At 47.0% G+C, this 13,679-nt stretch carries 12 protein-coding genes; 7 read left to right on the top strand and 5 right to left on the bottom strand.

Translation table 11 applies throughout. The features are described from left to right. Nucleotides 1-34: 34 nt before the first annotated feature. Genes hisA through hisIE form a run of 3 tightly spaced genes read left to right on the top strand, consistent with a single transcriptional unit; the run spans nucleotide 35 to nucleotide 2,156 of the window. The gene (gene hisA, locus MKA69_RS09475) at nucleotides 35-772 is read left to right on the top strand and encodes a 1-(5-phosphoribosyl)-5-[(5-phosphoribosylamino)methylideneamino]imidazole-4-carboxamide isomerase (RefSeq protein ID WP_000586508.1); all 738 of its coding nucleotides are present in this window, start codon (nucleotides 35-37) and stop codon (nucleotides 770-772) included. Continuing rightward, nucleotides 754-1,527, top strand: coding sequence for an imidazole glycerol phosphate synthase subunit HisF (gene hisF / locus MKA69_RS09480; protein ID WP_000880146.1), 774 nt, complete (start codon nucleotides 754-756; stop codon nucleotides 1,525-1,527). Before hisA ends, hisF begins: the two co-directional genes overlap by 19 nt. Next, nucleotides 1,524-2,156, top strand: a complete 633-nt coding sequence (gene hisIE / locus MKA69_RS09485; protein WP_305847911.1) for a bifunctional phosphoribosyl-AMP cyclohydrolase/phosphoribosyl-ATP diphosphatase HisIE — start codon at nucleotides 1,524-1,526, stop codon at nucleotides 2,154-2,156. Before hisF ends, hisIE begins: the two co-directional genes overlap by 4 nt. A gap of 71 nt (nucleotides 2,157-2,227) precedes the next feature. Here the strand turns inward: hisIE and rluE are convergent, their stop codons facing one another. Continuing rightward, entirely contained in the window at nucleotides 2,228-2,953 is a 726-nt protein-coding gene (gene rluE, locus MKA69_RS09490) for a 23S rRNA pseudouridine(2457) synthase RluE (protein WP_305847912.1), read from the bottom strand. 309 nt (nucleotides 2,954-3,262) lie between these two features. On the opposite strand from rluE, the gene MKA69_RS09495 reads away from it, so the two are divergent. Then, on the top strand, nucleotides 3,263-5,488 hold the full coding sequence (locus MKA69_RS09495) for an NADP-dependent isocitrate dehydrogenase (RefSeq protein WP_305847913.1): 2,226 nt from the start codon (nucleotides 3,263-3,265) through the stop codon (nucleotides 5,486-5,488). 95 nt (nucleotides 5,489-5,583) lie between these two features. Here the strand turns inward: MKA69_RS09495 and cspD are convergent, their stop codons facing one another. Continuing rightward, nucleotides 5,584-5,805 carry a cold shock domain-containing protein CspD gene (gene cspD, locus MKA69_RS09500; RefSeq protein ID WP_000190604.1) on the bottom strand — a complete coding sequence of 74 codons (222 nt, stop codon included), beginning with the start codon at nucleotides 5,803-5,805 and terminating at the stop codon, nucleotides 5,584-5,586. A gap of 472 nt (nucleotides 5,806-6,277) precedes the next feature. On the opposite strand from cspD, the gene clpS reads away from it, so the two are divergent. Then, nucleotides 6,278-6,598, top strand: a complete 321-nt coding sequence (clpS, locus tag MKA69_RS09505) for an ATP-dependent Clp protease adapter ClpS (RefSeq protein WP_000041730.1) — start codon at nucleotides 6,278-6,280, stop codon at nucleotides 6,596-6,598. A gap of 38 nt (nucleotides 6,599-6,636) precedes the next feature. After that, on the top strand, nucleotides 6,637-8,907 hold the full coding sequence (gene clpA / locus MKA69_RS09510; protein WP_095474852.1) for an ATP-dependent Clp protease ATP-binding subunit ClpA: 2,271 nt from the start codon (nucleotides 6,637-6,639) through the stop codon (nucleotides 8,905-8,907). Nucleotides 8,908-8,979: 72 nt separating this feature from the next. Here the strand turns inward: clpA and MKA69_RS09515 are convergent, their stop codons facing one another. Then, nucleotides 8,980-10,656, bottom strand: a complete 1,677-nt coding sequence (locus MKA69_RS09515; protein WP_095457047.1) for an aspartate:alanine antiporter — start codon at nucleotides 10,654-10,656, stop codon at nucleotides 8,980-8,982. A gap of 204 nt (nucleotides 10,657-10,860) precedes the next feature. Further along, nucleotides 10,861-11,124: a GrxA family glutaredoxin gene (locus MKA69_RS09520; RefSeq protein ID WP_000498418.1), complete on the bottom strand. Its 264-nt coding sequence runs from the start codon at nucleotides 11,122-11,124 to the stop codon at nucleotides 10,861-10,863. Nucleotides 11,125-11,429: 305 nt separating this feature from the next. Between MKA69_RS09520 and MKA69_RS09525 the strand changes: the two genes are divergently transcribed. Then, nucleotides 11,430-12,677, top strand: a complete 1,248-nt coding sequence (locus MKA69_RS09525) for an iron-containing alcohol dehydrogenase (RefSeq protein WP_055033261.1) — start codon at nucleotides 11,430-11,432, stop codon at nucleotides 12,675-12,677. Nucleotides 12,678-12,744: 67 nt separating this feature from the next. Here MKA69_RS09525 and MKA69_RS09530 read toward each other — a convergent pair whose 3' ends face one another. Next, nucleotides 12,745-13,599 (bottom strand): MurR/RpiR family transcriptional regulator, encoded by an 855-nt coding sequence (locus MKA69_RS09530; RefSeq protein WP_001093848.1) that lies wholly within the window; start codon nucleotides 13,597-13,599, stop codon nucleotides 12,745-12,747. Nucleotides 13,600-13,679: the final 80 nt, after the last annotated feature.

The raw sequence follows: 13,679 nt of genomic DNA on the forward strand, positions 1-13,679 counted from the left end.
GCTGGTGAAGGCTGGCGCAATACAAGGAACCACAATGATTATTCCCGCATTAGATTTGATTGAAGGTCAGGTTGTGCGTCTGTATCAAGGTGATTACGGACAAGTGACCGAATATAAAGTAGACCCAGCGGAGCAGTTTAATTTGTACCACCAAGCTGGGGCAGGTTGGTTGCACTTGGTGGACTTAACTGGCGCGAAAAATACCGCAGCACGCCAACTGGATTTGATTGCTCGCCTGCTCGCGAGCACACCCGCCAATATTCAAATTGGTGGTGGAGTACGCAGTGAACAAGACGTGGTGGATCTGCTTGAAGCAGGTGCGCAGCGCGTGGTGGTGGGTTCAACCGCGGTTAAACAGCCGCAATTGGTCAAAAGCTGGATGGAAAAATACGGTGCTGAGAAAATTGTTTTAGCGTTGGACATCAACATTGATGAACAAGGTACGCGCAAAGTCGCGATTTCTGGCTGGCAGGAAGATTCCGGCGTGACGATCGAAGCTTTGATTGATGACTACTTAACGGTTGGCTTAAAGCACGTACTGTGTACCGATATTTCCCGCGATGGCACGCTAGCCGGCTCGAACGTTGAGCTGTATCGCGATCTCTGCCGTCAATACCCACAAGTGCAGTTTCAATCGTCCGGTGGCATTGGTTCACTCGCCGATATTGAGGCACTGAAAGGCACAGGCGTTGCGGGTGTGATTGTCGGTCGCGCGCTATTGGATGGCAAATTTACCGCGCAGGAGGCATTCGCATGTTGGCAAAACGGATAATTCCTTGTCTGGATGTACGTGATGGACAGGTAGTGAAAGGCGTTCAGTTTCGTAACCACGAAATCATTGGAGACATTGTGCCACTGGCAAAACGTTACGCCGAAGAAGGCGCGGATGAGCTGGTGTTTTACGATATTACCGCTTCCAGTGATGGCCGCGTGGTCGATAAAAGCTGGGTCGCGCGAGTCGCGGAAGTGATCGACATTCCTTTCTGTGTCGCGGGCGGGATCAAGTCGGCGCAAGATGCTGCGCGAATCTTGGAGTTCGGTGCAGATAAAGTGTCAATTAACTCGCCTGCACTGGCGAATCCACAACTGATCACCGATCTTGCGGATCGCTTTGGCGTGCAATGTATCGTGGTTGGCATCGACTCTTATTTTGATAAAGAAACAGGTCAATATCAGGTTTATCAGTTTACCGGTGATGAAAGCCGCACCCGAGCGACGCAGTGGCAAACTTGTGATTGGGTGCAAGAGGTGCAAAAGCGCGGCGCTGGGGAAATTGTACTGAACATGATGAACCAAGATGGTGTGCGCAATGGTTACGATCTTGAGCAGCTCAATTTAGTGCGCTCGGTGTGCCGAGTTCCACTGATCGCCTCCGGTGGTGCAGGCGCGATGGAACATTTCGCGCAAGCCTTTACTCAAGCGAACGTCGATGGCGCTTTAGCCGCTTCGGTTTTTCACAAGCAGATCATCAATATCGGTGAACTCAAGCAGTATCTAAAACAACAAGGAATTGAGGTGAGACGATGAATCCAGCAAGCCTATTTGCCACGCTAACCGACCGTATTGATTGGCAGAAAGTCGATGGACTTGTGCCAGCGATTGTGCAGGATTTTCAGTCCAGCCAAGTCTTAATGATGGGGTATATGGACCCTGAGGCGTTGCAAAAAACCCTTGATACTCAACAAGTGACCTTTTTCTCGCGCAGCAAACAGCGTTTGTGGACTAAGGGGGAAACCTCAGGTCATGTGTTGCAACTGAAAAATATCGCGCTGGATTGCGACCAAGATACGCTATTGGTGAAAGTGAACCCGATTGGCCCAACCTGCCACACAGGCACCGTGACCTGTTGGGATGGTGATGCACAAGAAGAGTCGCAAATGGTTTGGCTTCATCAGCTTGAACAATTGTTGGCTGAGCGAAAAAATGCCGATCCCAGTTCTTCTTACACGGCCTCTTTGTATGCGCGTGGCACCAAACGTATTGCGCAGAAAGTGGGTGAAGAAGGGGTTGAAGTCGCGCTGGCGGCGACGGCAGGGGATAAGGAGGAGCTGATTTGCGAATCCGCCGACTTGATGTACCACTTGCTGGTGTTGCTGCAAGAGCAAGGCTTAGCCATGAATGATGTGATCAATAAGCTGAAAGAACGTCACAAGTAGTTTAGGGCTAATCGCGATCCAAACGATAACGCCCCACTATTGGGGCGTTATATTTTTAGTTGGCAAAAGTATTAAAGAGTCACTTCCCGCCACTCGCCGGGCTGCAAATCACCCAAGTTCCAATCGCCCATGGAGTAACGAATTAAACGTAGAGTCGGGAAACCGATGTGCGCCGTCATGCGTCGTACTTGGCGATTGCGCCCTTCCATCAAGGTAATGGCTAACCATGTGGTAGGAATCGCAGCGCGAAAACGCACCGGCGGATTGCGTGGCCAAAGCGTGGGTTCGGGCATGATTTCTACTTTCGCCGGTAAAGTCGGACCATCTTTTAAGGTCACTCCGTGGCGCAATGCCTCAAGGTCGCTCTCTTGTGGCGCACCTTCAACTTGCACCCAGTAAGTTTTTGGCGCTTTGGATTGCGGCTGAGTCAATCTGGCCTGCAAAATTCCATCATTGGTTAAAATCAGTAGCCCTTCGCTATCGCGATCCAAACGTCCTGCGGCGTAGACATCCTTAATCGGGATGTAGTCGGCCAAGGTTTTTCTTCCATCCCCATCGGTAAATTGGCTTAAAGTGTCATATGGTTTATTAAATAGGATCACTTTCCGTTCACTGGGCGAAATCGTGCGTTTAGGGGAGCCAATGTCGTTAGATGTTGCTCTTCTCTTGGTAGAAGAGTTTCTCTTTCCTGATGTGTTATTGGCGCGAGCGGTGTTTTTTGTTGCCTTCTGTTTGAAATGCGATTTTCGTTGCGCAGGAGAAGAGAGAGCATTGTCGCTAGGAGAGCGAGATGACATGTTAAGCACCTTGCAAAAATGTAAAGAAACTGTGTTTGAAAGTTTTCCGCAGGAGCGATATCGGCTATCATTTGCGCGCCCTGGAAAAGGTTTAGCGAACAAGATAATAGACTATTGTCTTCAATTTGTTTAATTATAAATACCTTCACTCAAGGATGAGCTCGAAGGCGGCTCAACGTCATTCGAACACAGGATTTGCAAGAGTGAGAAGATCGTACTCAGGTTGAGGGGATGTCGCCGACTTGAGTACGGACAGTCACACAGTGTCATTGCATCCAATGGTGCTGTTAGAACAGATAGGGAAAGTTCATGCCTACCAATAAACCTACAATTATTTATACCATTACTGACGAAGCCCCGGCTCTAGCCACGTATTCATTACTGCCAATTATTCAATCGTTTACTGTCTCATCAGGCATTGATATCGATACACGCGATATTTCATTAGCTGGCCGTATTTTGGCTAATTTCCCTGAGTATCTGACCGAAGAACAACGTATCGGTGATGCGTTAACTGAATTGGGTGAGTTGGCACAAACACCGGAAGCTAACATCATCAAACTGCCGAATATTTCAGCCTCAATTCCGCAGCTCAAAGCGGCAATTAAAGAACTGCAAGACAAAGGCTACGCACTGCCAAATTATCCAGAAGAACCGAGCAACGATAAAGAAGAAGTGATTAAAGCGACTTATGACAAGATCAAGGGGAGTGCGGTAAACCCAGTTTTGCGTGAAGGTAACTCTGATCGTCGTGCACCTGCCTCGGTGAAAAACTACGCCAAGAAGAACCCACACTCAATGGGCGCTTGGAGTCAGGATTCTAAATCTCATGTCGCGAGCATGAGCGATAAAGATTTCTTTGGTAGTGAAAAGTCAGTCACGGTCAGTGGCGCAACCAAAGTGGCGATTGAGTTTGTGGGTAAAGATGGTGCGGTGAAAGTGCTGAAAAAGCCATTCGCGCTGCAAGATAAAGAAATCATCGATACCAGCGTGATGAGCAAAAAAGCGCTGATTGCTTTCTTTGAAAAAGAAATCGCGGATGCGAAAGCGCAAGACGTGCTGTTCTCACTGCACATGAAAGCGACCATGATGAAAGTCTCGGATCCAGTGATCTTCGGTCATGCGGTGAAGGTGTACTACAAAGCGGTTTTTGATAAGTATGGCCAACTGTTCGACCAACTGGGTGTGGACGTCAATAACGGCTTAGGTGATGTTTACGCGAAAATTCAATCGCTACCAGAAGCGCAACGCGCAGAGATTGAAGCGGCGATTCAAGCGGTATATGCCACTCAACCCGCTCTGGCGATGGTGGACTCAGATCGCGGCATTACCAACCTGCATGTACCAAGTGATGTGATTGTTGATGCCTCCATGCCTGCAATGATCCGTACTTCTGGCCAAATGTGGGGTCCAGATGGTAAGCAGAAAGATACCAAAGCGACGATTCCAGATCGCTGTTACGCGGGTGTTTACCAAACCGTTATCGATTTCTGTAAACAGAACGGCGCATTTGATCCGACCACCATGGGCAGTGTGCCAAACGTTGGCTTGATGGCGCAAAAAGCAGAAGAATACGGCTCACACGATAAGACCTTTATTCTTGATTCTGAAGGTGTGGTGCGTGTGATTGACGAAGCGGGCAAAGTGCTGCTGGAGCAAACTGTCGAAGCGGGCGATATCTTCCGCATGTGTCAGGTAAAAGATGCCCCTATCCAAGACTGGGTAAAACTGGCGGTAACTCGTGCTCGTGCTTCAGGTACACCTGCCGTTTTCTGGCTTGATCCAGAGCGTGCACATGATGCTGAACTGATCAAAAAAGTGAATCAGTATCTACCAAATCACGATACATCAGGCTTGGAAATCAAGATCCTGTCTCCTGTTGATGCAACGCAATACTCACTAGTACGCATGAAAGCAGGACAAGATACCATTTCCGTAACGGGCAACGTATTGCGTGACTATTTAACTGACTTATTCCCAATCCTTGAACTGGGTACTTCAGCGAAAATGCTTTCCATCGTTCCGTTGATGAATGGCGGTGGCTTGTTTGAAACGGGCGCGGGCGGCTCTGCTCCGAAGCACGTACAACAAGTACAAAAAGAGAACCACTTGCGTTGGGATTCACTGGGTGAGTTTTTAGCGCTAGCCGCATCTCTGGAGCATTTAAGCGTTGTTACGGGTAATAGCAAAGCACAAGTGTTGGCGGATGCACTCGACAAAGCGACCGGCAAGTTCCTCGACATGAACAAGTCGCCTTCTCGTCGTGTTGGTGAAATTGATAACCGTGGTAGTCATTTCTATCTTGCGACTTACTGGGCACAAGCACTGGCTGAACAAACGGCAGATGCAGATCTCGCGGCTGAATTTGCTCCAATTGCAAAACAGTTGGAAGAAAAAGAAGCACAGATTGTTGCTGAGCTTAATGGCGCACAAGGTAAGCCAGCTGATTTAGGTGGTTATTATGCGCCTGAATTTGCTAAAGCATCTCAGCTAATGCGACCTAGTGTGACCTTTAACGCTGTGATTGATCGTTAATAGTGCGCTATTGCAAAACAAAACCCGCCACATTGGCGGGTTTCTATTTTGGGTGCTGATCAATATCAAACACACCGAGTGCGGCAGTGCACCTATCACTTAGCCACTTGTCCCTCGACCGGCACAACGCAGCTAGCGTGGTATCCTTTAGGCCCCTGCTCCACCTGATAAGAAACCTGTTGTCCGGCTTTGAGTGTACGGTATCCGTCCATTTGAATGGTTGAGTAATGAGCGAAGATGTCTCCGTCTTCACCTTCCGGGCAAATAAAACCGAAGCCTTTGGCATTATTAAACCATTTCACTGTACCTGTAGCCATGCTATACATCCCTCATGCATTTTATAACTGATGTTTTAAGAGAAACGTCAATTCGTCCCAAGGACTCTCTGACTTCTCAAAAGTGAATAGCGATTCAGCTTATGCTTAACGTTAGTCACTAATTGACCAATTTAGACGATGATTGAACGCAGTCAATAGGACGAACGTATAAAAGCACACAGTTTGATATGAAAACTCAATTTTGCAATTGCAATTATATAAATTTGTCATTTGCAAATCGCGAAGCAAATTACTAGCAAGGTTGCATACTGGTGTTGGTAAAATAAGCAATCGCGCTATTCGTGATCGCCATTCGCAATGTTTTATTTGCAGCGTTACAATTGCTGCATTAGTCTCTAAGTAAGAGGCGAAAATCATCGAAGTGCGAACTCAGTAAGTTAGTTAAAAAAGCTAGGTTTACAGCACTTTATAGTTGAATTCTCGGTAACAAGTCCTCAAATACTGAAGTGTTATGAGTAAAAATTTTGAATGGATATCTCCAGACCTCGATTTGCTGGAGAAAGAAAAGACGGCGGTTAAGCCACCATCTATGTATCACGTTGTATTAAACAATGATGATTACACCCCGATGGACTTTGTAATTGAGATTCTTGAGCGCTTTTTTTCTATGGATATAGAGAGGGCGACACAAGTGATGCTCAAAGTGCATTACGAAGGAAAAGCAATATGTGGCACGTTTACTGCAGAAGTTGCAGAGACGAAAGTCGCTCAAGTAACGATGTACTCAAGGGAAAATGAGCATCCACTCTTGTGCACGATGGAGCAAGCGTAAGCTTGCCAGACAACGTGGTTGTTCCTTAAGGAGGCCTTATGCTTAACAAAGAATTAGAGTCTAGTCTAAACGGCGCGTTCGCTCGGGCACGAGACAAAAGACATGAGTTTATGACCGTCGAGCACCTCCTACTTGCATTGTTGGAAAACGATGCAGCGCGGGAAGCCTTGTTAGCCTGCCAAGCTGATATCGATGTGTTACGCCGTGAGCTGGATACTTTTATCGACCAGACCACGCCCCTTATCCCCAAAAACGATGAAACCCGTGAGACTCAACCGACCCTGAGCTTCCAACGTGTACTGCAACGTGCAGTGTTCCACGTGCAATCTTCTGGTCGCAGTGAAGTGACAGGGGCGAACGTGTTGGTGGCGATTTTTAGCGAGCAAGAGTCACATGCGGCGTATCTGCTCAAGAAAAATGACATCAGCCGTTTGGATATTGTCAATTTTATCTCGCACGGTATTACTAAAGCCTCTAATCACAGTGAAGACTCTTCTTCTGATTCGTTTGGTAGCAGCGATGGTTCCGAAGAAGTGAGTGCTGATGAACGTTTGGAAAGCTTTGCGACTAACCTGAATCAACTGGCTAAACAAGGTCAAATTGACCCGTTAATAGGCCGTGATAAAGAGTTGGAACGTACGATTCAAGTCTTGTGCCGCCGCCGTAAAAACAACCCGCTATTGGTGGGTGAGGCTGGCGTAGGAAAAACCGCCATTGCTGAAGGTTTAGCGTGGAGAATTGTGGAAGGCAACGTGCCGGAAGTGATTCAGCACAGCGTGATTTATTCACTCGATATTGGGTCGCTGTTGGCGGGTACCAAATATCGAGGTGATTTTGAAAAACGTTTCAAATCGATCTTGAAACAGCTTGAGAAAGAAAAAGACGCGATCCTGTTCATTGATGAAATTCATACCATCATTGGTGCTGGTGCGGCTTCTGGTGGACAAGTTGATGCAGCGAATCTGATAAAACCTCTGCTCAGTAGCGGCAAATTGCGTTGCATCGGTTCTACCACCTATCAAGAATACAGCAACATTTTTGAGAAAGAGCGCGCTTTGTCTCGCCGCTTCCAAAAGATTGATATTGTTGAGCCTTCGCTCGATGACACCACCAAGATATTGATGGGGCTGAAGAACAAATACGAAGCTCACCATGATGTACGCTATACCAATAAAGCACTGCGTGCGGCGGTGGAGTTGTCGGCGAAGTACATTAATGAACGTCATCTGCCGGATAAGGCGATTGACGTGATTGATGAAGCTGGCGCGCGTGCGCGTTTGATGCCAGCAAGCCGTCGTAAGAAAACGGTCGGTGTGGCGGAAATCGAATCTATGGTCGCCAAAATGGCGAGAATCCCTGAGAAATCCGTCTCGTCTTCTGACAAAGATATTCTGAAGAATTTGGATCAGAAGATGAAGATGTTGGTGTTTGGTCAAGATGCTGCAATCGATGTACTGACTGAGTCAATCAAACTGACTCGTGCCGGATTGGGCGCGGAACATAAACCAGTCGGTTCTTTCCTGTTTGCTGGCCCAACAGGGGTGGGCAAAACAGAAGTGACTCTGCAGCTTTCTAAACTGCTCGGTATCGAACTGCTACGTTTTGATATGTCGGAATACGGTGAGCGTCATTCGGTAAGCCGGTTGATTGGTGCTCCTCCGGGTTATGTGGGTTATGACCAAGGTGGTCTGCTGACTGATGCTGTGATTAAGCACCCGCACTCGGTTGTTTTGTTGGACGAAATTGAAAAAGCGCACCCCGATATCTTTAACTTGCTCCTACAGGTGATGGATAACGGTACGCTAACTGACAACAACGGTCGTAAAGCCGATTTCCGTAACGTGATTTTAGTGATGACCACTAACGCGGGGGTGGCGGAAACGGTGAAAAAATCGATTGGCTTGATCCAACAAGATAATAGCCATGATGCGATGTCGGAAATCAAAAAAGTATTCACTCCTGAATTCCGTAACCGTCTTGACCACATTATCTGGTTCAACAGCTTGGATGAACGCGTGATTCATCAAGTGGTTGATAAGTTTATTGTGGAACTGCAAGCCCAATTAGATGCTCGTGGTGTCTCTCTTGAAGTCTCTGAAGATGCGCGTCACTGGTTGGCCGTGAAAGGCTATGACCGAGAAATGGGCGCTCGTCCGATGGGACGTGTGATTCAGGATCAGTTGAAGAAACCACTTGCCAATGAGCTGCTGTTTGGCTCACTCGTCGATGGTGGTACCGTAAAAGTAACGCTCAGTGATGATCGATTGGCTTTTGAGTATTTTGGTACTCGTGAAGAGGTTGTTCACTAAACGAGTTATCCAAATAGACAAAAGGCACCGTAAGGTGCCTTTTTTAATCCCCAATATTTGATCATTGAGTCGTTAGCTGAGTAAGATAAAAATGGTACCGGTTAACGTCATCAAAATATTGGCGATAGCATAGGTGCCTGCGTAACCCAGTGCCGGAATGGTGGACTTGGCGTATTCATTAACCACATCCATCGCAGGAGCACAGGTTCGCGCGCCAATAATCGCACCAAACAATAGGGCGCGGTTCATCTTTAGAATGTAAGCGCCGACCAAATAGGCAAACACGACTGGCACGACGCTCACTAAGAAAGCTAAACCAATGACTTGAACACCCACTTCAGAGAGGTGTTGGAACATTTTACTCCCCGCATTAAGACCAATGCCCACCATAAAGATCGCAAGGCCAAGGTCTTTGACCATGTTGAGTGCGCCTTGTGGAACATAACCGAAAGTCGGGTGGTTGGCTCGTAAGAAGCCCAAACTGATGCCTGAGAGCAGTAACCCTACGGCATTACCAAGGCTGAAAGAAACCTGGCCAAAGGTCATGGTGACCAAACCAAACAGAATGCCCAGGATGAAGAAGCTGCAGAAAGCGAGCAGATCGGCCATTTGGCTGTGTACTGAGATAAAACCGATCTTATCCGCTAGCCCTTTTACCTTGCTCTTTTCACCACTGACCTGCAGTACATCCCCTTTGGCGAGGACGATATCGAGATCCATCGGCATTTCAATTTGCGCACGCACAACGCGGTTGAGGAAACAACCGAATTCAGAAAGGTTAAGGTCAGAGAGTCGTTTCCCCGCGATGCTGTCACTTTTTACAACGATTTCTTCTTCAGAAATACGCAGGTCAAGCAAGTTGCGGTCAAACACTTCTTTACCGTTACGAAAGCTCGGGTCAAGGCGTGCATGACTATCAGGGAAGCCTACCAGAGCAATTTCATCGCCTTCTTGTAAAATTGCGTCGCCATCAGGATGAGCGAGAATGCCATGACGACGAATACGCTCGATATAGCATCCGGTTTGACGGTAGATGCCAAGCTCACGTAAGTTGCGACCATCGATCCAGTTAATCAGTTCCGGGCCAACGCGGTAGGCTCTAATAATTGGCAGGTACACTTTACGTTGACTGCCCAGACCACGTTCTTGCGCGATTTGCTGCGCAGAGTCGGACAAGTTTTGTTTTTGCAACTTAGGAAGCAGTTTGGCAAACATGATCATGCTGATGAGGCCGATAAGGTAAGCCATGGCATAGCCGACAGAAACATTATCAAGGATCAGTGAAAGGTCCATGTTTCTTGGTATTGCGGCGAGCCCAGAGTTTAGCGCATCTTGTGCGCCCACCAGCACCGGGGTTGATGTAAGGGCTCCCGCCATCATCCCAGCGGCTAAACCGTAATCGAGATCGAGATAATAACCGCCGAAATAAGCGATCCAAGTAGCGGTAATCAGAACCACTAAACTTAAAATTAAATAATGTTTTCCATCGCGGAAAAAAATACCGAAGAAGTTCGGACCTGCTTCAATGCCTACACAATAAATAAATAGCATGAAACCAATGGTTAGGGCTTCTGGAGTGAAAGAGAAACCGAGGTGACCCATAATTAACGAGGTGATCAATACACCGATGGAGTTACCTAACTGGAAGCTGCCAAAGCGAATTTTCCCGAAAGAGAGACCAATGGCGAGGACTACAAAAATCAGCAAAATTGGATTTTGCTCTAGCAATAAAACGACGTCGATGTTCACGATTTAACTCAATTCACGCGTGACAAGAGAGGGAATAATAAAATTTTGGGAATTGTATCCGAATATTGCAAAAAGATAAGTGAATTTTTGCGCGAATGCGCATTCTTTGGAGCGAAATAGCTAAAAGAAGCGCTGAGCAGTATGAAATCACTAATAACAAAAAGCCCGCGATATTCGCAGGCTAATTGGCTCATCAAGAAAGACTTAGTCGAACAGACCCAGATTTTCTTTTGCGTAAGCTTCAAAATCAGTACAACCACCAATGTGTTGTTCATCAATGAAAATCTGTGGAACGGTTTCTACAGGCTTTCCGATGGTTTTCTCTAGATCGGCTTTGGTGATGCCTTCCGCATGGATATCTACGTAGCGGTAGTTGAAATCATCACGTTTTGCTTTCAACGTTTCAGCATGTTCTTTTGCACGAACACAATAAGGACAGCCAGGACGACCAAAAATGACCACAAACATATCTTTCTCCTTCATTTTGTTTGCGCGTACTATGCACGATCCAAAGTGGGAAATAAAGTGTGATTTAGCCACTTGATTCAATAGGTAAAAACGATGGTTTTTTAGAGGAGGGAATGTGTTTTTTCTACACTTTCTCACTCGCAGTTATGATGGAAGCGATTGAAACAGCTCAACTTAGGTGTGAGGTTGTGCAAGAACCAATGGTTTTTTTATGGTTATTTTTGGCAAGTTGCACTCGGTCAAACAAATTTGCTTACTTTGAGCGCAATCTAGCACTATAGCTTTATGAGAACATCGGAGGGTGCATGTTTCAGTTCATGACAGCAACACGGATCATCTTTGGTGAAGGAGCGCTAGAGAGTTCTCTTTCCGTCATTAGCCAATATGGATATAGCGTGTTGTTGGTTTCAGGAAAAAATCCTGAGCGATATGCGCCACTTATCAACTATCTACATCAGCAAAATATGCGTTATCAGCATGTGGCGGTCTCAGGGGAGCCCAACATCACTATGGTCGAAGAAACGGCTATGTTGGGGCGCCGATTTAAACCGGATATGGTTATTGCGATTGGGGGCGGTAGCGTGCTTGATATGGGTAAAGCTGTTGCGGCGGTTATCCCTAATCAAGGTAATGTATACGATTATGTTGAAGTTGTCGGGCGGAGTGTGCCTCTCAAGACCAAACCTCTGCCTTTTATTGCCATCCCGACGACAGCAAGTTCGGGTTCGGAAGTGACTCGAAATGCGGTTCTCAAATCAGCTCAAGATCGTGTGAAGATCAGCTTACGTAGCCCTGATATGTTAGCTGATGTCGCGATTGTTGATCCGACGTTGACCTACGGAACGGATCCGTTGACCTCAGGACGAGGTGCGATGGATGCTTTTACGCATTTGATGGAAGCCTACGTGTGCGGTGAGCCGAATCCTCTAACCGATATGATTTGTGAAGAGGGGCTGCGTCGGTTAACTCGATCAATGATACCCGGCTGTCTAAGGGATGATAAAAAAGCCCGCGGTGATTTATCGTTTGCCGCCATGTTAGGGGGAATGGCTTCTACGAATGCCAAATTGGGGGCGGCACACGGGCTGGCTTCTGCTCTTGGCGGCAAACTGGATGCTCCCCACAGTGTCATCACCGCACGCTTAGCGCCTTATGTCATGCGTGAAAATATTGAAGCGGCGAGAGAAGTGGGACGTGGTGAAATTTTACAACGCTACAAAACGATTTCCCGCATCCTTACTGGGCGTAAAAATGCGTGTGTCGAGGATGGAATTTTGTGGGTGAATATGATGTTAGAACGTCTCGCCATCCCTAATTTGACCGATTTTGGTGTGTGTGCCACCTCATTTGAGCGTGTTGCTGGGGATGCATTGAAATCAACAGCCATTAAAGGTAATCCGATACCGCTTACACTAGAGCGACTGTTACATATTCTTCAGCAAGTTTGCGCTTGTCATCAGCTCGATTCGGTTGCGCCGAAAACCTCACATGGTGAAGTTGAGATTCGTCAGTTGCTGCAGGAGGAAAGCAGTCGTTTAAGTGGCCAGCATTAAGGGGATTGCTGCAAGTATTGAAAAACGGAGCCTAATGGCTCCGTTTGCTTCAGAAGAGGATTTGTGACTAATAAGGAGGTAACTTATCGTAGCGAGAGTCTTTTAAAACTTCTTTGACCCGCTTGAGGTTTTCTCTAAAGCCGGAACCTCGACGTAAGGTGAAACCCGTCGCCAGTACATCAATCACTGTCATTTGTACCACTCGGCTTGCCATTGGCATATAGACATCCGTATCTTCAGGCACATCAAGACAAATCGATAACGAGCTTGCTTTATCGAGTGGTGAATCCTTGGCGGTAATCGCGATGACTGTAGCGCCATTTTCACGAGCAAGGTTAGCAATTTCCACCTGGCTTTTGGTTCGGCCAGTATGAGAAATCAGCACAATGACATCGTTATCCGTACAGTTAATGCAACTCATACGCTGCATCACAATATCCTCAAAACAGCTGATGGGGATATTAAAGCGAATAAATTTATTTTGTGCATCGCGTGCGACTGCCGAGGATGCGCCTAAACCAAAAAACGAAATACGTTTAGCTTGAGTAAGTAAGTCAACGGCTCGATTAATTTGCACAGGGTCTAGACTATTTTTAGCAACATCCAGACACGCCATGGTTGATTCGAAAATTTTATGCGTGTACGCGTCTGGGCCATCATCCTCTTCTACGTTACGGTTAACGTAAGGAGTGCCGTTGGCAAGGCTTTGCGCTAAGTGCAGTTTAAAGTCTGGAAAACCTTTGGTATCAAGGCGGCGGCAGAAACGGTTCACCGTTGGCTCACTGACATCAGCCATCTTAGCTAATGTCGCAATGCTAGAGTGAATGGCCGTTTGTGGTGATGCCATAATCACTTCGGCAACCTTACGCTCGGACTTGCTGAAATTTTCCAGGTTTTTTTGAATTTTTTCTAATGTATTCATAGTGTTCACGCAGGCTAGAGAACAACTCGTTGGTCTGGGGTTCGAAAACAATAGGGGAGAAATCAATGGTTTCCGGATGA

This window comes from Vibrio sp. AH4, from assembly GCF_030710545.1.
Classification (GTDB): domain Bacteria; phylum Pseudomonadota; class Gammaproteobacteria; order Enterobacterales; family Vibrionaceae; genus Vibrio; species Vibrio metoecus.

What these genes read in the sequence shown, in the direction of transcription:
- cspD (WP_000190604.1), bottom strand. Translation starts at nt 5,805, where the DNA reads ATGGCTACAGGTACAGTGAAATGGTTTAATAATGCCAAAGGCTTCGGT.
- hisF (WP_000880146.1), top strand. Translation starts at nt 754, where the DNA reads ATGTTGGCAAAACGGATAATTCCTTGTCTGGATGTACGTGATGGACAG.
- MKA69_RS09495 (WP_305847913.1), top strand. Translation starts at nt 3,263, where the DNA reads ATGCCTACCAATAAACCTACAATTATTTATACCATTACTGACGAAGCC.
- hisA (WP_000586508.1), top strand. Translation starts at nt 35, where the DNA reads ATGATTATTCCCGCATTAGATTTGATTGAAGGTCAGGTTGTGCGTCTG.
- MKA69_RS09520 (WP_000498418.1), bottom strand. Translation starts at nt 11,124, where the DNA reads ATGTTTGTGGTCATTTTTGGTCGTCCTGGCTGTCCTTATTGTGTTCGT.
- rluE (WP_305847912.1), bottom strand. Translation starts at nt 2,953, where the DNA reads ATGTCATCTCGCTCTCCTAGCGACAATGCTCTCTCTTCTCCTGCGCAA.
- hisIE (WP_305847911.1), top strand. Translation starts at nt 1,524, where the DNA reads ATGAATCCAGCAAGCCTATTTGCCACGCTAACCGACCGTATTGATTGG.
- clpA (WP_095474852.1), top strand. Translation starts at nt 6,637, where the DNA reads ATGCTTAACAAAGAATTAGAGTCTAGTCTAAACGGCGCGTTCGCTCGG.
- clpS (WP_000041730.1), top strand. Translation starts at nt 6,278, where the DNA reads ATGAGTAAAAATTTTGAATGGATATCTCCAGACCTCGATTTGCTGGAG.
- MKA69_RS09525 (WP_055033261.1), top strand. Translation starts at nt 11,430, where the DNA reads ATGTTTCAGTTCATGACAGCAACACGGATCATCTTTGGTGAAGGAGCG.
- MKA69_RS09530 (WP_001093848.1), bottom strand. Translation starts at nt 13,599, where the DNA reads ATGAATACATTAGAAAAAATTCAAAAAAACCTGGAAAATTTCAGCAAG.